The organism is Alkalihalobacillus sp. AL-G (assembly GCF_030643805.1).
Lineage (GTDB): Bacteria > Bacillota > Bacilli > Bacillales > Fictibacillaceae > Pseudalkalibacillus.
In genome coordinates, this window is the sequence record NZ_CP094656.1 from 3,110,393 (window position 1) to 3,129,448 (window position 19,056).

Consider the following 19,056-nt stretch of genomic DNA (forward strand, 5'->3'; position numbering starts at 1 on the left):
TTTACAGCCAGTATTCAAAACGTATAAAAAAGGGCGACACACTTGTCACCCTTTTCACTGATACTGTTTTTCTTTTTACGGGAAACGAGGGAACTGCTTGAAGTCCGGCTTACGCTTTTCTTTGAAAGCGTCTCGCCCTTCCTTCGCTTCATCTGTTGTGTAGTAAAGAAGGGTTGCATCTCCGCCCATTTGTTGAAGGCCCGCTAATCCATCTGTGTCTGCATTGAAGGATGCTTTTAATAAACGAAGTGCAGTAGGTGACTTCTCAAGCATTTCCTCACACCATTGAATCGTTTCTTCTTCAAGTTTTTCAAGTGGCACTACGGTATTGACTAAGCCCATATCAAGTGCTTCCTGTGCACCGTATTGACGGCAAAGGTACCAGATCTCACGCGCTTTTTTATGTCCAACGATACGTGCAAGGTAGCCTGCACCATATCCAGCGTCAAAGCTTCCTACTTTAGGACCTGTTTGTCCAAATACTGCGTTATCTGCAGCAATCGTCAGATCACAAACGATATGCAGGACATGTCCTCCACCAATAGCATATCCTGAAACCATCGCTACGACAGGCTTTGGAGTAACACGGATTAGACGTTGAAGGTCCAACACGTTCAAACGAGGGATTTGGTCTTCACCTACATAACCACCATGTCCACGAACTCGTTGGTCACCACCTGCACAAAATGCAGCATCTCCTGCACCAGCTAATACGATTACACCGATATCTGAATCATCACGCGCGTAAGCAAACGCATCGATTAATTCATGAACTGTTTTTGGACGGAATGAGTTGTGTACTTCAGGACGATTAATCGTAATCTTTGCAATCCCGTTGTACGTATCATATAGAATATCTTCATACTTTCGTTCAGCTATCCATTCAACTGTTGCCAATTTAAACATCCTTCCTATTATGTAATTCTTCAATAACTATTTTATCAAACTTTTTGATTTGTTCCAGATGTACGGTGTGACCAGCATTTTCCACAACGACCATTCGACTGTTCGGGAGCCTTTCCGACATTTGTTCCGCAATCACACAAAACTTTTGATCAAGCTCCCCTACAACTAATAATGTCGGAACAGTCAGCTCAGTTAACCTTCCCCACCAGGAAGGTTGTTCGCCGGTTCCCATTCCACGGAGGCTGTTCGCAAGGCCGACCGTGGAATTTTCCAACCTTCTTGCCCGGAGCTGATCTCTCTTTGCCTCCGGTAAACGTTGTTGTGGAGCGAAGAGTGGAATCGACTCCCAATAAGTAACAAAGGACTCAATCCCTTCCACTTTAATACGATCGGCCAATTGGTGATCCTGTTGCCTTCGTTTAGAACGGGCTTCCTCTGATTCAAGTCCAGGTGAGGCGCTTTCGAGAATCAACTTCTTAACCCGATTCGGATAGGTCATCGCCAACGATAATGCGACCCTTCCTCCTAGAGAATACCCTAAAAAGAACGCGCTTTCAACGTTAAAGTAGTTTAGGATTTCATCAATATCCCGAACGGCATCCTCCATCGAATATCGTTTGAAGTCCATTGGATGCTCACTTTTCCCATGGCCGATCAAGTCAATGGCAATCACACGAAAGTCCTTTTTCCAACTTTGAATAAATGGATCCCATTCTCGTATCGATCCGGTAAAACCGTGCAATAAAACGAGGACTGGTCCGTCATCGCCATGGATTTCAACATGAATCCGTACATTATTAATCAAAAGTTTCATTTACGTTTTTCCTGCCATTCCAATAAAGCATGGTGGACGTTTTCCCAATAGCTTCGGTGCAGCTCAACATTTTGCTTTCGGTCTGTTTGGAGCTCGATTACATGGAGACCCTTCTCGCTAAGGCTTCGTTCACACGCTTTATCAAATTCGTTCCAGTTTTCCGCCAGCACATACTCGCCATCATACATTGAGGCTGCCTTCTCAAAAGGAATCCCTATCGGAGTTCCAAACAGGTGCTCGAAATGATCCGAATGCTTGGACTGTGGTAAAAAGGAGAAGATTCCACCACCGCTATTATTAACAAGAATAATCGTCAGGTCGAGATCGTGAAGCTTTGCGGCAAGCAGCCCATTCATGTCATGGTAAAAGGAAAGGTCTCCGATGACAAGTACCGTTCTTTCTCCAGTAGCTGCAATCCCGAGAGCAGAAGAGACAACCCCGTCGATCCCGTTCGCACCACGATTTGCGAATGTACGAATATTGCACCGAGTTTTTCCGAAAAAGGAGTCCAGATCGCGAATCGGCATACTGTTTCCGACAAAAAGATTCGTGTGTTCAGGAAGGGTTTTTTCAAGCTGAGAGAAAATCTTCCCTTCGAACCGATTTTCTGTGGCCTCGGTATATTGATGCTTTACTTCCAGAACGATCGTATTCGCATTCTTCCAATCTTCAAACCAATTAGCATCGCGTTTATCACTACGAATGCTATCCAACAATCTTCGTGCAAATCGATCCGGGTCTACATAGATCAATGAACCACCGAGATGTGTGGGCTCTCTCCAACCATCACCTTCATCGATGATCAAATGTGCACATTCCTCGTGTTTCTTAATAAATTGAAGATACGGCTTGGACACTGGCATCGCACCGAATCGAATAATCAGCTCAGGATTCCACTTTTGGATGATCTCACTTTTTAAAAGGGCATCATAATTTTCAATCACATGATCCTTCGAATGCGTTCCATATCTCATTGGGGAAAGCGGGTCTGCTAGGATTGGAAAATGCAGCGCCTCCGCAAGGTCACTAATCGATTGACTTGCATGCTTATAGTCTCCAGGTCCACAAACAATTAATCCTCTGTTTGCATCGGACAACTGTTCACCAAACCTGCTGTATTCATTGTCCTCAAGATCTCTGCGTCCTGTTGCCAGCTGCACGAAAGGGGTATCCTTGCTTTTTCCAGCACAAAAAGCCTCATCGTTTTGATAGTCCGGTACGAGAGGCTCTCGAAGTGGAAAATTCAAATGGACAGGACCTTTTTTTCCTGAGAGAGTCGTCGCACTTGAACGTGCTGCCGTTGATCGGACGTAATGAAGCACGTCATCGCTGTTATCCGGTATCGCCATTTCGTGAAACCACTTCACATACTTCCCATAAAGATGAAGCTGATCGATCGCTTGTGGTGCACTTACGTCTCGAAGCTCATGTGGACGGTCTGCTGTTAATACTAAAAGCGGAACCCGTGATTCGTACGCTTCAATCACCGCTGGATAGTAGTTCGCAGCAGCAGTTCCAGATGTACAAACAAGTGCTACCGGTTGTTGTTTCGCTTTTGCAATCCCAAGAGCAAAGAATGCTGCTGAACGTTCATCAACGTTTAACCAGACACGAACATCAGGGTGTTGTGCGAACAAAAGCGCCAATGGTGTTGACCGAGACCCGGGACTGATGACAACGTCTTTTACAGTGTTACTGATCTCGTCTACAAAAGCCCCTACATATGCTGTTAATGCATCCAGTGTCATTTCTGTGTGCCTCCTAATGCATGTAGCATCGGTCTTAGTTTAATCAGTGTTTCCTCATATTCGCTCTCCGGATCAGAATCAGCAACAATCCCACAGCCTGCAAATAATGAAGCATGTTTATCTGATAGGAGTGCAGAACGGATCCCAACAGCGAACTCACCCTGGTCAAGATAATCAATCCAACCAACCGGTGCTGAATACCAACCACGATCAAGACGCTCCTCATCCCGAATGACTTCAACGGATTTCTTTTGAGGGAACCCACCTAATGCCGGAGTCGGGTGCAATTTATTTACGATTTCCAATAGTGGAATATCCTTAGCTTCCTTTACGACAACCGGAGTGTACAGGTGTTGAATGTCACGCCCCTTATACAAAGTCGGCTCAGAAGGGACTTGAACAGAAGTCGAGACTTGTTCAAACGCTTCTAGTATCATACGGACAACAAATGCATGTTCTTCTCTATTTTTCATATCTGAAAGTAATTCGTCCCCTAATTGATCATCTTCTCTCGGAGTTTCGCCGCGCCGGATCGAGCCAGCAAGGCATGTTGAGAGGATTTCACCATCCTGCTTTTGAACAAGGCGTTCAGGGGATGCACCGACAAAGCATTGCCCGGCCCTTTCTATTGCAAAAACAAAACTATGTTTTTGGTGTTCTCTTAAATGGACTAACGTATCATAAACTGAAATAGGTCCTGAAGAGTTCACGAACACTTCTCTAGCTAGAACAACCTTGTCGACCTCACCTTGTTTAATCAAGTCTGTCGTGTTTTGTATCGTATTCTTCCATTCCTCTGGTTCGATATCCGTTAAACGATAAGAAAGAGAAGAAGGTGTCGAAAACACTTCTGGGATAGAGGTGAGTATTTCAGCCTGTTCTTCCATGCTTCGATTGAACAACTCATTAAGATCAGCATCAGCGTCAACAAGTATATTTTGTGTGAGAAAAGCCTTTTGATCTGTTACTGTATATAAGTAACTTGGTAAGACAAAGCTTGCATCAGGAAAGTTTACCCATAAAGGTGTTTTCTCTTTTATAGGATCGAACGAAAAGCCTCCCATCAACAAAGGGCCGGTACCTGGTATATAATTGATCCGCTCATTTTCAATTCGATTTTCAAGAATTGACTGCCAGCATGAATTGATTTTTTCGAATCGTTCCGAACCATGAACATCTAGTCTTACTGCTTCACCTAGACCGACCATCTGAATCCGGTTGTTCGAATCAGACCAATACGATCGTTTCCCTTCGTATTTAAGCTGGCCATTTTTATAAACGAGGACTGGGTCCTGTAGATCTACATGTATCCGGTGACTTACTAGGATTTCAATATCAAGTTCACGTGCTTTTTCACTAGCACGTTCCAAGAGATCTATTAATTCATGTTGTTTTACCGCTGTCACAGTCTGCCCCTCCAACATCTATCCGACGTACAAAATATACATCGATATAAGTGCGTGTTCAAGAACTTCCTTTTATATGGCTCTTTATCTTTATTATCCGATACCATTATAAAGGAAAAAGGCTTGATTTTCCATCAATCGGTGTTCACATGTATTTCCAGTTAGAGATATTGACACCTATTAGCCATTTGAATAAACTTAGAAGGGACTAAGAAAGCTTGATCTCCAACAATAAAAGCAAGAATGATAGACTTTTAGCTACATTCTTCTGAAAATAAAGGTGAACGAATATGCAGCAACAAATTACTGAAACGACCAATCGAACAGAATCACGGTGGAAGGTGTGGTATAGGCAGCTACGCCCCCATACGTTAACGGCTTCATTCGTACCCGTATTTGTCGGGACTGCACTTGCGATGTACTTTACTTCGATCAGTTGGTCCCTCTTAGGCGCAATGTTACTTGCATCGATGCTCATTCAAGCAGCGACGAATATGTTCAATGAGTATTATGATTACAAAAGAGGTCTTGATACATCCGAATCAGTCGGGATCGGCGGGGGAATCGTACGGGATGGAATCACCCCGAAAACCGTGATGAATGTTGCTATCCTGTTTTTTACGGCTGCAATATTATTAGGAGCTTATATCAGTGCTTCGACCACATGGTGGATCGCGGTGATCGGTTCGCTTTGTATGGCTGCCGGCTATTTTTACACAGGTGGACCATATCCGATTGCATACACACCACTTGGGGAGCTTGCATCTGGTTTCTTCATGGGATTTGTCATCATTTTGATCTCGTTTTATATTCAAACCGGCTTTATAACGACGAACAGCATACTGATCTCCATTCCTATTTCAGTACTGATCGGGGCAATCCTGATGGCCAATAATATCCGTGATTTAGACGGTGATCGCGAAAAAGGCCGGAAAACACTTGCTATTTTGTTAGGCCATAAAAGGGCTGTACAATTTCTAGGCGGAATGTTCGCATTTTCTTATGCATGGATTTTGTCATTAGTAATTATAGGAATCGGCCCTTTTTCGCTACTACTCGTGCTACTAAGTACTCCAAAGGCAATCAAGGCTATTAAACTGTTTAATGGGGAGCGGAAACCAGCACAGTTGATGCCTGCCATGGGAGCAACTGCTCAAATGCATACGGTTTTCGGCTTCTCACTTTCCGTCGGACTGATCATCAATTATCTGATCAACTTTTGAGTTTTTAACTCCTCAGCCTTTTGCATTACAAAAAGAGCCCTTATTCCAAAGGGGAAATGGGCTCTTAGTTTAAACACTTAACATCTCTATTCAGGTTCCGCAAAAGGTTCGATAAGGGCGGTTTGATGGCTCCGGCAAATTGGTGTATTCCTCCTGTTCAGGAGAATACGCATAAGGATTTGAAAGAACCTCAATAAGCTGCTCCATCACACTGTAGTCTCCTTTTTCCACTGCAGCCTCAAGCGCCTCTTCTACCCGGTGGTTGCGAGGAATAACCGCAGGATTCGAGTTCTTCATCAATTTATAGGAAGAAGGTTTCGGTTCCTCCTGTCGGTCCAGCCTCGCCTGCCACTGCTCATACCAATGAGTAAATTCCGTCGTCCCATTCATGGCCGTATCCTCCGGCTTATCTAACGTTAGGGCACGAAACGTATTGGTAAAGTCGGCACCATGCTTCTTCATGATACGGAGAAGGTCTTCGATCAAAGATTTGTCCTGCTCCTCTTCGTTCTGGATTCCTAGCTTTTTCCTCATCCCCGCAAGCCAATGACTATGATACAAATCCTCAAACTTGGAATGAGCCTCCTGGGCAAGTTCAACCGCATGATCTTGCTTTTCATGAAACAGTGGCAAAAGGGCTTCAGCAAAGCGCGCGAGATTCCACTGGCCAATAGCCGGCTGATTCTGATAGGCATATCGGCCTTGAACATCAATGGAACTGAATACCGTAGCCGGGTCATAATCATCCATAAAGGCGCATGGTCCATAATCGATGGTTTCTCCGCTGATGGTCATGTTGTCGGTGTTCATCACCCCGTGGATAAAACCGACCAGTTGCCATTTCGTAATTAAACCAGCTTGACGCTTGATCACTTCTTGAAACAGTGAAAGATATCGATCTTCATTTTCCTCAATGTCTGGAAAATGACGCTTTATTGCATAGTCAGCAAGAGTCCGAAGTTCTTCCACGGTTCCCCATTTCACCACGTATTCAAAGGTGCCGATACGGAGGTGACTGGCAGCCACACGGGTCAGAATGGCACCAGGGAGCTCCGTTTCGCGAATCACGGACTCCCCGGTTGTCACAACAGAGAGACTACGGTTGGTTGGAATACGAAGTGCATGCATGGCTTCACTGATGATATATTCGCGCAGCATCGGTCCAATTGTCGCTCGGCCATCACCTCCGCGGGAGAAAGGTGTTCGGCCTGAACCCTTGAGCTGAATATCAAACCGTTCACCTGATGGAGTACCCTGTTCACCGAGCAGCACCGCCCGACCGTCTCCTAACATCGTAAAGTGCCCGAACTGATGACCGGCATAAGCCTGGGCAATCGGTAAAGCACCTTCGGGAATCTTATTGCCAGCAAAAACGTCTATTCCTTCTTCACTTTGAAGCTTCTTTACATCCAAACCTAAAGATTTTGCCAAAGGTTTATTGAGAATGACCAACTCAGGTGAACGTACAGGGGTTGGTTCGGTACTTTCAAAAAATGATTCCGGCAGACGGGCATAACTGTTATCAAAGTTCCATCCCATTTCTTTATTATTATGTGTCATCCTATCTCCTTTGATTATTTTGTCATAGTTCTATTCACGTATATTCTGTTACAAAACATAAAAAATCATAGACATTTTATTTATATCTCACGTAAGTCGCATTCCAACTCATTTTAGCAACTTCTTGAACTTGGTTTATATCTTTCTGTTCCATTTTACGAATATTGTAAACCATAACTTATCTACCCCCTTATACTTCCTTTCAAAATTTATTGTTTTGCAGATTTATATTTTGCAAAATAGGGAAGACGATTGTTTAAGGTTCTTGAAAACCATATATTGCGACAAATAATAAAAAAAGAGAAAGGCATAAAGCTAATATATTCAACAAAACAAGACCGATTTTTACTTTCCCCTTCATCCCAAACAAAGCAAATAACAATCCTATTCCTCCAAAAATCACAGGTGAGTAGATATTTATATTTAGAACATAGACATATAATCCATTACCCCACCGAGTTAAACCTGCTAGAAGAGGAAAAACCGATAAAACAAAAAAGAGTGCAGATAAATATGAAAATGATTTCTTTGACAAAACTATCACCAACTCAATGATTTTTTATCTTCTATGTAACCGTTTATACTTGTACATCATTACTGCACTGTTGATTAGTACCAATTATTTCAAAATATTGCGGTTAACTCAATCATTAATTTCATAAAAAAGGAAGCTTACCTCTCTTCGAATAAGCCCCCACTCGCAAGGTGAGTGGGGGCTCACTCGTAATAATTAGTGTTAAATAAGGTTGAGGTCTCCTTTTAAGAATGAATACATATATAAGTCATCAAATTTCCCACAAGTATATTCATAATGTCTTAACAACCCCTCTTTTTTGAACCCTTGCTTTTCTACTAGTTTTTGCGATGGGGAGTTTGCAGGTTCTATTAAAGCCTCAATTCTTTCTAATTGATAGTGATGAAACCCATATCTAACAACAGCTTCTAATGCTTCACTAGCGATTCCTTTCCCCCAGTAATCCTTGCTTAATTCAAAACCAACTTCAGCTCTATAATGTTTGGCAACGATATTAAGAAAGCCACAACTTCCTATCAGCTTCCCTTCATCCTTCAGTGTAATTCCCCACCTAATTCCAGTACCTTCTTCTTTAATAGAGTGATACCACTTGATTTCATCCCAAACGTCTTCAACTGTTTGGAAACGCGCTAATCCCATATGTTTTACAACATCTTCATCAGATAAATAGTTAAACATATCATTGGCATCCTCTGTTGTTGCTTCTCTTAACACTAATCTTTTCGTTTCAATGATCGGAAATCCTTTTTCCACTGGCTCTCCAACTCTCTATTGAAATTAGGATTATTCTATGTACTCTGTATTCGATAAACTGCCCGATTCTTCAATTAGAAAAAAGCTTCCACCTTTGTTGCAGCAATCGCCGCCATTGTTCAACAAGATTTATAAACCTCTATTTTTATTAAACCATTCTTCTCTATTCCAATCGGCAGTCATTCCTCCTAATGGAGGAAAAGTTAATTTTCCGTCATTAGATTGAACGAACCCTAATAATATTGTACCTTCAATTAGAAATCGCCATGAATTTATTTGTATAATATCTAAAATACGAAAAGCAATGTCAGGGTATTTCTTTGCAAAAATATCGTAGTTCCTAAATACCAATACAAACCCTTTATTGTTAGGAATCATATCAGATAAACAGTCATTAAAAGCATTTAAGTTCTCACCATAATAAGCTGGAAATCCAAGAATATTGGCTAATTCTTTGTGAAAATTGTCTTTTTCCCACTTAATGCAATCAAATGAATATATATCAAAACCTTCTGCTTTTACCGCTTCAATGTTTTTTTCATAAATATTGTTATTCCAAAACAAAGTAACGCTTCCATCCAGCATAAGATCCTTCCAATATTCTTCTGCCATTTCATCATCTCCAAGATATTTTCCTTGTTCCACAAACCTGCCCCAGCTGATTAATACCAATTATTTCAAAAAAATCGATCTATAAAGAGGGTTTTTAACAGTTATAAAAATTGACTAGCGTTTATCCTCGTGGATTTTTTCCCCTTAACCTGTTTTAACATCGCTACTATAAGAAAGCTAACAATCACTAATAAGAGCCATGAACTCACCTTTCCTAGATGAACGAGACTCCATGCATCGGTTTGGTTTGGATATTCCCAAGCTCCAAAGAACGTTGCGATATTTTCGGCTATCCATATAAAAAATCCGATGAGCACAAAAGAAAGTGAGAGTGGCATACGATAACGAGTTTCGTCCACCTCGTATGTGACCCATGATCGCCAAAAGACGATAATGACGAGTCCGGATAACCACCAACGAACATCAATCCAATAATGGTGGGTGAAGAAATTCAAATAAATCGCAGCTGCAAGCGGTACAACGACTAAAAACGGTGGCCACTTAACCAGTTCAACCTTCAGTCTCCTCCATGCCTGGCAAAGATAACTCGCTACACTCGCGTACATGAATCCGCTATACAAAGGCACCCCGAAGATTTTAGAATATCCTTCCTCCGGATAAGACCAAGAACCCATATGTACCTTGAAAAGTTCAAGAGCGAGTCCAATAAGGTGAAACACTGTGATAACCTTTAGTTCATCTCGTGTTTCAAGCCCGGAACGCACCATCCAAACCTGCATCAGAAGGCAGATGATGAGCAGCCAGTCATAACGTGGCAGGAAGGGAAGCGGCATGATTTGGGTTAAAGCCAACGAGGCAAAAATAACGACAGGAAACAAACAGGATAACGCCTGCTCCCAACCAAAACGAATGAGTTGTTTGAACGCTCTTTTGATTTGTGCCTCCACTGGTTGTTTCTTAGAATCATTTTGAATGGTTAAATTCATTTGAACTTCCCCCCTACAAAGTTAAACATTCCTGCTCTTCATATTTTGGATAGCTTCATCACTTCCGTATTCTAAAACATCTTCTGATTAAGTTATTAAAGCATTGCAAATCCTTCTACTGATGATCGAATCGCTTTTTTCCTTCCATTTTTCAATATAGAAAAATCTTTATACCCCTATGCCCTCGGCAACTTTAGGCTGCCACGTCTCTACGTGTAAAAAGGAGCCAGGAAATCAGATTGAACGTGAGGAAATAGACAACAAGCATCCAGATGGAAAAAGACAACGTCATTCCCTCTTGGAAAGGATGTCCGCTCAGGTACTGGGTAAGATCGGTGTTAGCGAACAACAGGTACTTGCTCCAATCGTACCGCTGCAGGGCCTCCAGAATAATATGTCCCCCTAACAAGGCGCCGATGGAAAATCCGATCGCCATCGTGCTGCTTCGGAATGCGGACGAAATCATAAACGCCATCGTTACGAACATGACTGTAGATATACTGTTAAGCATATACGTTTTCCACAGATTGACGACCATATTCTTCTCGACGATTTGGCCTTCCTCATTCATTGTGATCAACGGTAGATCCATGTGTCCAAAGCCGTATAAGATTCCGTTCATCCCGATGGATAGGACGAACAGAGTGAGTAACAACAGAATGCCGAACATCAGAACCGAAATATACTTGGATAAAAGGATCTTGACCCGGTTGGCTGGCCGGATGAGCAACAGCTTGATGGTACCGGACGAAAATTCTCCCGCCAGAATGTCTCCCGCAATGATAATGGTGAAAATGGTAATCACGATCGCAAGACTGGCCGAACCGTTCACGCCATCCCACATCGTCCCTTCCGTCGAGCGAATATTCTGATCTAAATGATAGTCGATGGTGGCAATCCGCTGTTTGTAGTAAGTTTGGTCTTCTTCACCTATCTTAGGCTGCTTTAGCCTTTCACTTATGTCCTGCTTCTCCTCTACCAGTTCTGTCCGCCAATTTTCGCCTTGCGCATTTTTTCCTTCGGAATGCCATTCAATGAAGTTGAAATAAAGCACAAAAGTTGCCATGAGTCCGATCAGGATCCACGTTCTCATCCGCCGGTAGATCTTCATGTTTTCATTGCGTACTAGATTAACCAATCTGCTTCCCCCCCGTTATTTCCAAGAATCGTTCCTCCAGAGATTGGGAGACCACCTGGACCCCATAGATGCGAATACGAATATCGTTCTGCATCAGCCCTTCTAGAATGTCTGGGATACGCTCCCGCTCGGTGGCGACCTCGACAAGCCCTTCCTCAGTCAGTTTGGCCTCCTGAACCCCATCTATTTGCCTTAAAGCTCTCAACGCCTGTTCTGGCGGCTGTGCTTCGATCAGATACGTTTGGGCTTGATCGTTTTCACCAGTAAAATGCTGAATCGGCATCACATTAACCAGCTTTCCCTGCTGGAGGATGGCGACCCGGTCACACATAAGCTCCATCTCGGACAATAAATGGCTGGAGACGATAACGGTGATCCCTTCCGTACGGGTCAAATGCCGCAAATAATCGCGCAACTCGCGAATCCCCGCGGGGTCAAGCCCGTTCGTTGGTTCATCAAGAATCAGCAGTGACGGCCGATGCAGCAGTGCCTGTGCCACTCCCAAGCGCTGGCGCATGCCGAGCGAATACTTTTTTACTTTGTCATGGATGCGTTTTTCCATCCTTACGAGCGACACCACTTCATCAATCCGTTCCTTCGTCACACCTGGAACCATACGGGCGTAATGAACAAGATTCTGGTACCCGCTCAGATACTTGTACATTTCGGGACTTTCCACGATGGCGCCAACGTGGCGGATCGCTTGCTCGAACTCGGTTTTGATACTTTTCCCTTTAATCAGTATCTGACCCTTGGTGATTGACATTAGTCCGACGATCATGCGGATTGTCGTGGTTTTACCGGCTCCATTCGGACCAAGGAAGCCGAAGATTTCCCCTTTTGGTACGTCAAATGTAAGATCGTCGATGATGGTGGTCCGGCCAATCCGTTTGGTCACATTACTCAAGCTGATGATAGGTTCGTTCTTCATACATATCCTCCTTCAATTATGCACCTGGACATTTCGTCCTTTTGTTCACACTGATATATATCCGTGCTTTATTACCCTTGCATGTCTTCGTCAGGTTTGTATTCCAAAATATCTCCAGGCTGACATTCCAATGCCTTACAAATCGCCTCTAATGTTGATAATCGAATCGCTTTTGCCTTTCCATTTTTCAATATCGAAAGGTTCGCCATCGTGATTCCAACCCTCTCCGAAAGTTCCGTTACACTCATCTTCCGTTTCGCCAGCATCACATCAATATTGATTATAATCGCCATGTTATTCACCTCAGACCGTTAAATCATTTTCTGATTTTATATTTATAGCTTCTTGTAATAGCCTCTGGAGAACAGCAGCAAAGACCGCAATAACCATTGGAGCAAAAGTAAGGATCAATCCGATTAAAATCATACCTGGTGCATCGTCTAACTGCGCAAAAATATAGAAGAATGGCAGACTAACCACATATAAGCCACAAATTGTGATTGCACAATATTTTATATTTTTTAAAGCTTTTACAGATATATCTGAGAACGCTTTGTTCTTGTCAATATAACTTAAAAGTTTAAAAGCCTGATATAATGCAGCAAAAAACGGTATCGCCGATACATACATAACTATTACAATGCCATATAGTACATAAGCGAACTCCGAATTACCTTCTGCTGCTTCTTTAGCTATCCAAGGTCCGCCAAATATACCGAAAGCAAGACCTGGAGTTCCAATAAGAAAAACAGCCATCCTTAAAAAGAGTGTTGACCCTCGTTTCATAAAAAGCACCTCACTTATTTATTATCAATTTGAATTTAACATATTATTTATTGTCTTTCAATAAATTTTTATTAATTTTTATAATGTTTTTGTTGTTAAGAGAATTTTAATTTTAGACAAAGATAAAAAGCATTCCTCATACAAAGAAATACTCTATCACCCCCTTATCCTTTTATCTTATTCCACACAATCCTGCCACAATTGTTTTGTATTCAACAAAAAGAGACGTAACCCTATATAGATAAACGCCCCCTTTTCAGGAATAGCAAATGCTATGTATGATTTCAAAAAGCATGTGGATGTTAAGAATATAGCTAACATTGAAGGTGTAATTGAACAATGAGAAAATACTTCGTAATCATTATAGCTACAGTTTTGATAATTGGTTTCACACTAACCCCTAGTGTCCAAGCAAATAACAATCTTAATGATGACAATATAGAATTGCTCGAAGATACTCTAATATCTACTTTGTCACCTGTTATCAGTAATGCTGTTGACAAATACTTTGGTAAAGTTACTCAGACAGACTGTGATAAAATATTGAACATTGAAAAATTACAACCAGGATACAAAATTCGATTAAGAGCAAGGACTTTTGAAGGACCACATAATCCTCCACATTATTTGGTATACTTAACCCTTATAAAAAAGGGATACAGTAATGATTGGATTGTTGAAAAGATTACCTCTAAAAAACTATCTCCAAGTAAAAAAATTAAGTGCCAGTAAACATTGAGATCCAATATTAATAGGCTTTAATCATGAATCCTGCCGAAACCAAAAAAACCTGCAAGCGAATAAGTAAAGCTTGGCAAACCCAAGCTCTTTTACCGGTTTTTAACAAGTCGTTATTCCAGATATGCCCTGCAATTGTATAATTTAAAAGAAGAATAACCCTTAACAATTACAAAGAGATTAAGACAAAAAAGAAGGTTTTAAGAAATGAAGTTAGTAATATCCATCCAGTTAATTCTTTGTATACTATTGTTTGAAAATTATACAACATCAAAAAGTCCAAACAATGCTATAAATAGAAATCAAGAAGTTCCTCCACATGCGAAATGGGGGCAAATAGCTATGCAAAAAACAAAGGAAAAATATCCAAAGGCAGCAATTATTGACTATCTTCATATTGGAAGGGAAAAAGGAACACAATACTCAACAGAAAAGTTTAAATTATGGTTGAAAGAAGAAGGCAAAGAATTTGGTGTTTTTGTTGATATTAAATTTAATAATGAAACAGAACAAATAATGGATATTAAATATATGAAAACATCTAAATAGAAAGACAAAACTGGCATTTCTTCACTATTCAAGAGTGAACGTTTATTTAGCAATCTCCCCCTTCGTTGAAGATTATTTTTTTAAAATCTATTAAGTAAGTATAGGCTTTATTTTCAATAACCCCACATTAACTGATGTCTCTATATAACCAACTATCTGATTAAACGTAAAAACATTAAGTTTTTCATTTAAAACTTCCTTATTGTACTCCATATCGCCTAATACATAAGGAACGAATTTTTCAACGTCTTTGAACTTAACCTCTTCCAAGTCTAAAATTGCCGGAAAATGACTAAACGGTTTTCTCAATTCATTTGTAAAACCATAGTGTTCTAATAATTTTCCATTTAGTAATAGAAAATCATTATGGTATAACTTATATAATCCTTCATCAGCATCCATTCTGTTCCTTAACCAAGAAAGATTAAAACCTCTTAGCCATATATCATCAGCAATTAAATGTGCACAATACCCCAATATATAATCATTTTTACTTTCTACTTGCGGACTATATTTATGTAAAAATCCTTTGTAATCAACACTTCTTGAATAATCTTGTACTTCACCTACAAAGAAATGTGATATGTTTTTTTCTTCGTGTGAAAGAACAGCGTCTGGAGCAACGCTTCCAAGCAAAAAAGATGTTTTATCTTCTATTGATAAAGCCTCTGCAATTTTATTACCAATAATCGAGTGCATTATTCTTGAACCCATAATTCCCCCACCCTTCAATATTTCTTCAACAATCCTGTCCTCTTGATTAATACCAATTATTTCAAACTGTTAATCCAACTCAATGATTTATTACATTAATATAAAGGCATATCGTATTTTGGATATGCCCCTTTCTGGAACATTGATTATAATCCTCTACTTTTTATCTTTTGGACGATTAGATCAACTATTTTATCGGCAGGTAAAGTACCATCAATAATCAAGTCAGAGTCTGCCTTGATTGTAGTCTCCATCTCTAAATAAGCAATTCTGCCGGAACTTATATAAAACTTTAATTCGTTATGTATATTAGACGTTAATCTATTTGTGTAATCCCTTAATAAACGTCTCGCCATTGCAATGTCTAAAGGTGTATCAATATAAATAGAGAGATCAATGAGGTTTTGCATACTTTTATTTTTATATGCGAATGGGTAGTCAAGCAATACATATGATAAAGCTTCTTTAGAACTTAAGATGGACCGAATATCTGAGACGAAAGGCTCTAGATTCCACTGGTCATAATCTGATCCTTCTTCTACCCATTTAATTAGATCTTCTGGTGAATCTTTAAAGTCATATTCATCAAAGAATAGTTTTTTAGAATGTTTTAACTTACTGCCTAATTTTTTTGTTACAGTAGTCTTTCCACCTCCAGATACTGCAGCAATTGAGATGACTTTAGGTTTTACATTCATCATTTCACTCCTTTTTATCCCTTACTTACATTTTCATTATGTTAAAGAATTCGTTAATTAAAGAAGAGCCTCCTATAATGGACTAAGAGCGTATATAAATATTTATGAATTGCACCCGTTTAAGTACAATTATTCACAATCATAAATAACTACCTTTTCCAGTTCTTTGGGATTTTAACAATAACATAATTTCCTGTCCACATCTGTGTAGTTGCAATAAGTGTGTTATCATCCTTTTCAAAAAAATAGCCACTACCCTCTTGAGTTTTGAATTCCCACCCATTATCGCTAATCATTCGCTTTAAATTTTTGTATGCTTTACCTTGTTCCATTCGTGTAATAAACCACTCATAACCATTTTCTTCAGCTATTTTCACAATATCTGTTGAAGAATCATTTAAAGAATTTATGACTTCCTTTTTACTTATAGAATCAATAGGTAGTGGTGGGTAATAGAATTTACTATTGAATGCAACAATACCTAATACTATTATTAACCCGCCAACTATCAATACCCCTTTCTTCATTTGATTCCTCCAAAACAAATTTGATTTAGTTTTATTCCAATATATTTCATTAAATGATTAAGCTTTGAAGTAACTTACCCGTTAGTAAAACTAGAAATGAGGTCGCTACAATTCCTTGATCTTCAATTCTTTCCCCTTATTTGGAATAAATAGTTTTCCACTATTAGCTGGTATAGTTCAATAAGAAATCAACTATTCACCTGCCACATACCCGATTACTTCATTGGTATCAGGAGCAACAAGTATAATAGGTGTACCGACCAAAGCATTCTTTTTATCTTCAAAAGTAACAGACATCACTTTTTCACCTTCATATTCATTATTCAATAACTCATATTTATTGTCGGCAATTGTTTGGGTGACTTCTGCATTTTGCCAATCTTTATTAGTAGAATCATTCCAACCTTTTTCTTTAATATATTCCCAAGCAACTTTCTTTATATATTCATTACTATCTTTATTCGATTCAACTTGATTATTTGAACAACCAACGACTGATATCAATAACAATTTTATTGATAAATATAAAAACTTGTACTTCATATTATCCTCCCTCCTTGTTTAACAGACGTTAGGATAATTGAGTTCCAAAAACATTATCTCTTATTGAAGAATCGCCTCCTTAAGCTGAAAATGAAGAAGGATTATTTATTTTACTTTTACCGAGAACGCATAATTTCCGTCCCCTTGCTTCCAATCAGCTTGTACATAATAGACATATACTCCTTTTTCTTTTGGAACAACGATTGAGTCATCTTTAACCTTAATTTTTTCTATATTGTTATTAAACAATCCTTTCCAATTCTTTAGTAAGAGGAAGGCGATCACCTTGTGCAGCAATCACCCCGTTGGAAAAAATATTAATTCTCATGTATTATAAGTTCGGAAACAAATCCAACATTAATGGTATATATACGACTATTGGTATCAATAGAATATAGACACCTTTTTTTCGTGTTCCTTTAGGTAACAAAAGCAATGAAGCAATAAAGAATAAAGGATAAACAATAAATATAATAATCATAATGCCATCAACAACATTGCGAGCATGAGATGTTATATCTGCTAATATGGGCAGTGCAGCCCATTCACCAATACTAAACAAAACTACTGAAATCCAAAGCCATAATGGTAGCTTCAAAATAAGGTACCTCCTTATTGAACAATCGCCAACGTTTGTATAATAATACCTAATATCCATACCAAGATCGGCTAGAGACTTCTTTACTATCACTTACATAATAAACTGCAATTTCTTTTCCTTTTGGTCTAACTTTCGTGGAGGTAAAATATATATCCCATCCAGTATCCAATTTGTTTCTTACTGACCTCAACACTTTAACAGTCACAAACGGTTCTCGATCTTGTTCATTTATGATATAGCCATCATAGTCCTTTTCTAAGGCTTCAAAAGCCAATTGCTCAGCTTTTTCCTGACTTAATCTATTCTTTTCTTCAGTAAAACCACTCACAAAAAATACCAAAATACAAACAGTATTTTTAGTAGCCTCATATAAGTAACCCCTTGTTATTTAAATTGAACTGCAAATTTTTGAGTATGTAAATAGCGATTAATAGCTCCAGTTTATGTAACAGCGATTATTTTACATTAAGTTTTTTATTTTGTTCGATTTAATGCATGTGCTTAAATACAGACCAAAAGAAATAAGTAGGGATATCAAACTTGAGATGAAGAATCCGAAGGCATATGAGGGAATATTTTTTTCTGGAACACTATCATTAATCTCAATGAATAAAAAATATACCCCCATTCCAGTTCCATCTACATCTGTTCTCAATGAACGTAACTCAAGTCCTTTGCCTGCTAATAAAATTGAAATGACAAAGAAAAAAACGGGTAAAATCCAACTCTTGCTTGTTCTCATAACAAACTCCTTTCAAATTTACATTTTTTAATCTTATTCCAGATAACGCCCGATTACTTAATCCCAATTATTTCAAAATTTGTGATTTATCACAATCCTTTATTTCAAAAAGCAAGACGCTTTCCTTGTTACAGAAAAGCCCCCTTAAATGGAATAAGCCACTAAGTAAATTGCAGTTATTTAAATATAGATCTTAGCCCTTCAGGAACGATTACTACATCCTGAATTTCATTATTTCTCGTTCGGAGTTAAGTTAAGTAATACCATTTCGCCGTTATCAAATTCTAACAACTGATAAGTCTTAAAACTTGTACCTGCACTCATTTTTTGATTTACCCTTTTTAACGTTTCTTCAGAAATATGTTCCATTCGTCCTTCAGCAATAAGAGTATTAACATACGTAATTTTCAACTCTAACTGCTTCTTTGAACGACACCTCAACTGGCCCCTTTTGGAAGCTACATTATAAATAATATTACCTAACGATTTAAGAATACAGAAAGCACAATTACAACATTTTTGAGATTCATAATTTCTCCCTATAAATTAAAAAGGCTTACACTATTTTGAATAAGCCCCCTTAAA

At 39.3% G+C, this 19,056-nt stretch carries 24 protein-coding genes; 3 read left to right on the plus strand and 21 right to left on the minus strand.

Going from position 1 to position 19,056, the window contains the following annotated elements; genetic code table 11:
• Window positions 1-75: 75 nt before the first annotated feature.
• The 4 genes from menB to MOJ78_RS15915 are packed head-to-tail and all read right to left on the minus strand — an operon-like array spanning window position 76 to window position 4,874.
• Complete coding sequence (menB, locus tag MOJ78_RS15900) at window positions 76-897, minus strand: 1,4-dihydroxy-2-naphthoyl-CoA synthase (RefSeq protein ID WP_304978308.1); 822 nt, start codon at window positions 895-897, stop codon at window positions 76-78.
• Window position 898: 1 nt separating this feature from the next.
• A complete protein-coding gene (gene menH, locus MOJ78_RS15905) occupies window positions 899-1,720 on the minus strand; it encodes a 2-succinyl-6-hydroxy-2,4-cyclohexadiene-1-carboxylate synthase (RefSeq protein ID WP_304978309.1) in 822 nt (273 codons plus the stop codon).
• The gene (menD, locus tag MOJ78_RS15910; protein WP_304978310.1) at window positions 1,717-3,468 is read right to left on the minus strand and encodes a 2-succinyl-5-enolpyruvyl-6-hydroxy-3-cyclohexene-1-carboxylic-acid synthase; all 1,752 of its coding nucleotides are present in this window, start codon (window positions 3,466-3,468) and stop codon (window positions 1,717-1,719) included. Before menD ends, menH begins: the two co-directional genes overlap by 4 nt.
• A complete protein-coding gene (locus MOJ78_RS15915; RefSeq protein ID WP_304978311.1) occupies window positions 3,465-4,874 on the minus strand; it encodes an isochorismate synthase in 1,410 nt (469 codons plus the stop codon). The genes menD and MOJ78_RS15915 overlap by 4 nt, the downstream gene beginning before the upstream one ends.
• Window positions 4,875-5,164: 290 nt before the next feature.
• On the opposite strand from MOJ78_RS15915, the gene MOJ78_RS15920 reads away from it, so the two are divergent.
• Entirely contained in the window at window positions 5,165-6,097 is a 933-nt protein-coding gene (locus tag MOJ78_RS15920) for a 1,4-dihydroxy-2-naphthoate polyprenyltransferase (protein WP_304978312.1), read from the plus strand.
• A gap of 90 nt (window positions 6,098-6,187) precedes the next feature.
• Here MOJ78_RS15920 and MOJ78_RS15925 read toward each other — a convergent pair whose 3' ends face one another.
• The 9 genes from MOJ78_RS15925 to MOJ78_RS15965 form a co-directional block, all read right to left on the minus strand.
• Window positions 6,188-7,657 (minus strand): protein adenylyltransferase SelO, encoded by a 1,470-nt coding sequence (locus MOJ78_RS15925; RefSeq protein WP_304978313.1) that lies wholly within the window; start codon window positions 7,655-7,657, stop codon window positions 6,188-6,190.
• Window positions 7,658-7,913: 256 nt separating this feature from the next.
• A complete protein-coding gene (locus MOJ78_RS15930) occupies window positions 7,914-8,192 on the minus strand; it encodes a hypothetical protein (RefSeq protein WP_304978314.1) in 279 nt (92 codons plus the stop codon).
• Between the two features lie 201 nt (window positions 8,193-8,393).
• A complete protein-coding gene (locus MOJ78_RS15935) occupies window positions 8,394-8,945 on the minus strand; it encodes a GNAT family N-acetyltransferase (protein WP_304978315.1) in 552 nt (183 codons plus the stop codon).
• Between the two features lie 129 nt (window positions 8,946-9,074).
• The gene (locus MOJ78_RS15940; RefSeq protein ID WP_304978316.1) at window positions 9,075-9,590 is read right to left on the minus strand and encodes a barstar family protein; all 516 of its coding nucleotides are present in this window, start codon (window positions 9,588-9,590) and stop codon (window positions 9,075-9,077) included.
• 68 nt (window positions 9,591-9,658) lie between these two features.
• Window positions 9,659-10,504, minus strand: coding sequence for a DUF817 domain-containing protein (locus MOJ78_RS15945; RefSeq protein ID WP_304978317.1), 846 nt, complete (start codon window positions 10,502-10,504; stop codon window positions 9,659-9,661).
• Between the two features lie 193 nt (window positions 10,505-10,697).
• A complete protein-coding gene (locus MOJ78_RS15950) occupies window positions 10,698-11,642 on the minus strand; it encodes an ABC transporter permease (RefSeq protein WP_304978318.1) in 945 nt (314 codons plus the stop codon).
• Complete coding sequence (locus tag MOJ78_RS15955; RefSeq protein WP_304978319.1) at window positions 11,635-12,573, minus strand: ABC transporter ATP-binding protein; 939 nt, start codon at window positions 12,571-12,573, stop codon at window positions 11,635-11,637. Before MOJ78_RS15955 ends, MOJ78_RS15950 begins: the two co-directional genes overlap by 8 nt.
• Window positions 12,574-12,644: 71 nt before the next feature.
• Window positions 12,645-12,866 (minus strand): helix-turn-helix domain-containing protein, encoded by a 222-nt coding sequence (locus MOJ78_RS15960; protein WP_304978320.1) that lies wholly within the window; start codon window positions 12,864-12,866, stop codon window positions 12,645-12,647.
• Between the two features lie 10 nt (window positions 12,867-12,876).
• Window positions 12,877-13,359, minus strand: coding sequence for a DUF2975 domain-containing protein (locus MOJ78_RS15965; RefSeq protein ID WP_304978321.1), 483 nt, complete (start codon window positions 13,357-13,359; stop codon window positions 12,877-12,879).
• 339 nt (window positions 13,360-13,698) lie between these two features.
• On the opposite strand from MOJ78_RS15965, the gene MOJ78_RS15970 reads away from it, so the two are divergent.
• Window positions 13,699-14,091: a DUF3888 domain-containing protein gene (locus MOJ78_RS15970; RefSeq protein ID WP_304978322.1), complete on the plus strand. Its 393-nt coding sequence runs from the start codon at window positions 13,699-13,701 to the stop codon at window positions 14,089-14,091.
• Between the two features lie 213 nt (window positions 14,092-14,304).
• Entirely contained in the window at window positions 14,305-14,646 is a 342-nt protein-coding gene (locus MOJ78_RS15975; protein WP_304978323.1) for a DUF3889 domain-containing protein, read from the plus strand.
• Window positions 14,647-14,736: 90 nt separating this feature from the next.
• Here the strand turns inward: MOJ78_RS15975 and MOJ78_RS15980 are convergent, their stop codons facing one another.
• From MOJ78_RS15980 to MOJ78_RS16015, 8 genes are all read right to left on the minus strand, one after another.
• Window positions 14,737-15,360: a hydrolase gene (locus MOJ78_RS15980; RefSeq protein WP_304978324.1), complete on the minus strand. Its 624-nt coding sequence runs from the start codon at window positions 15,358-15,360 to the stop codon at window positions 14,737-14,739.
• Window positions 15,361-15,506: 146 nt separating this feature from the next.
• Window positions 15,507-16,058, minus strand: coding sequence for a nucleoside/nucleotide kinase family protein (locus tag MOJ78_RS15985; protein ID WP_304978325.1), 552 nt, complete (start codon window positions 16,056-16,058; stop codon window positions 15,507-15,509).
• Between the two features lie 149 nt (window positions 16,059-16,207).
• Window positions 16,208-16,585: a hypothetical protein gene (locus tag MOJ78_RS15990; protein ID WP_304978326.1), complete on the minus strand. Its 378-nt coding sequence runs from the start codon at window positions 16,583-16,585 to the stop codon at window positions 16,208-16,210.
• A 192-nt stretch (window positions 16,586-16,777) separates the two neighbouring features.
• Window positions 16,778-17,128, minus strand: a complete 351-nt coding sequence (locus MOJ78_RS15995; RefSeq protein WP_304978327.1) for a hypothetical protein — start codon at window positions 17,126-17,128, stop codon at window positions 16,778-16,780.
• A 331-nt stretch (window positions 17,129-17,459) separates the two neighbouring features.
• The gene (locus MOJ78_RS16000) at window positions 17,460-17,726 is read right to left on the minus strand and encodes a hypothetical protein (protein ID WP_304978328.1); all 267 of its coding nucleotides are present in this window, start codon (window positions 17,724-17,726) and stop codon (window positions 17,460-17,462) included.
• A gap of 49 nt (window positions 17,727-17,775) precedes the next feature.
• The gene (locus tag MOJ78_RS16005; RefSeq protein WP_304978329.1) at window positions 17,776-18,057 is read right to left on the minus strand and encodes a hypothetical protein; all 282 of its coding nucleotides are present in this window, start codon (window positions 18,055-18,057) and stop codon (window positions 17,776-17,778) included.
• Window positions 18,058-18,189: 132 nt separating this feature from the next.
• Window positions 18,190-18,471: a hypothetical protein gene (locus MOJ78_RS16010; RefSeq protein ID WP_304978330.1), complete on the minus strand. Its 282-nt coding sequence runs from the start codon at window positions 18,469-18,471 to the stop codon at window positions 18,190-18,192.
• A gap of 231 nt (window positions 18,472-18,702) precedes the next feature.
• Window positions 18,703-18,912: a hypothetical protein gene (locus MOJ78_RS16015; protein WP_304978331.1), complete on the minus strand. Its 210-nt coding sequence runs from the start codon at window positions 18,910-18,912 to the stop codon at window positions 18,703-18,705.
• Window positions 18,913-19,056: the final 144 nt, after the last annotated feature.

What these genes read in the sequence shown, in the direction of transcription:
- menD (WP_304978310.1), bottom strand. Translation starts at nt 3,468, where the DNA reads ATGACACTGGATGCATTAACAGCATATGTAGGGGCTTTTGTAGACGAG.
- MOJ78_RS15985 (WP_304978325.1), bottom strand. Translation starts at nt 16,058, where the DNA reads ATGAATGTAAAACCTAAAGTCATCTCAATTGCTGCAGTATCTGGAGGT.
- MOJ78_RS15970 (WP_304978322.1), top strand. Translation starts at nt 13,699, where the DNA reads ATGAGAAAATACTTCGTAATCATTATAGCTACAGTTTTGATAATTGGT.
- MOJ78_RS16010 (WP_304978330.1), bottom strand. Translation starts at nt 18,471, where the DNA reads ATGAGAACAAGCAAGAGTTGGATTTTACCCGTTTTTTTCTTTGTCATT.
- MOJ78_RS15990 (WP_304978326.1), bottom strand. Translation starts at nt 16,585, where the DNA reads ATGAAGAAAGGGGTATTGATAGTTGGCGGGTTAATAATAGTATTAGGT.
- MOJ78_RS15925 (WP_304978313.1), bottom strand. Translation starts at nt 7,657, where the DNA reads ATGACACATAATAATAAAGAAATGGGATGGAACTTTGATAACAGTTAT.
- MOJ78_RS15980 (WP_304978324.1), bottom strand. Translation starts at nt 15,360, where the DNA reads ATGGGTTCAAGAATAATGCACTCGATTATTGGTAATAAAATTGCAGAG.
- MOJ78_RS15995 (WP_304978327.1), bottom strand. Translation starts at nt 17,128, where the DNA reads ATGAAGTACAAGTTTTTATATTTATCAATAAAATTGTTATTGATATCA.
- MOJ78_RS15955 (WP_304978319.1), bottom strand. Translation starts at nt 12,573, where the DNA reads ATGAAGAACGAACCTATCATCAGCTTGAGTAATGTGACCAAACGGATT.
- MOJ78_RS15960 (WP_304978320.1), bottom strand. Translation starts at nt 12,866, where the DNA reads ATGGCGATTATAATCAATATTGATGTGATGCTGGCGAAACGGAAGATG.
- MOJ78_RS15975 (WP_304978323.1), top strand. Translation starts at nt 14,305, where the DNA reads ATGAAGTTAGTAATATCCATCCAGTTAATTCTTTGTATACTATTGTTT.
- MOJ78_RS15965 (WP_304978321.1), bottom strand. Translation starts at nt 13,359, where the DNA reads ATGAAACGAGGGTCAACACTCTTTTTAAGGATGGCTGTTTTTCTTATT.
- MOJ78_RS15945 (WP_304978317.1), bottom strand. Translation starts at nt 10,504, where the DNA reads ATGAATTTAACCATTCAAAATGATTCTAAGAAACAACCAGTGGAGGCA.
- menH (WP_304978309.1), bottom strand. Translation starts at nt 1,720, where the DNA reads ATGAAACTTTTGATTAATAATGTACGGATTCATGTTGAAATCCATGGC.
- MOJ78_RS15920 (WP_304978312.1), top strand. Translation starts at nt 5,165, where the DNA reads ATGCAGCAACAAATTACTGAAACGACCAATCGAACAGAATCACGGTGG.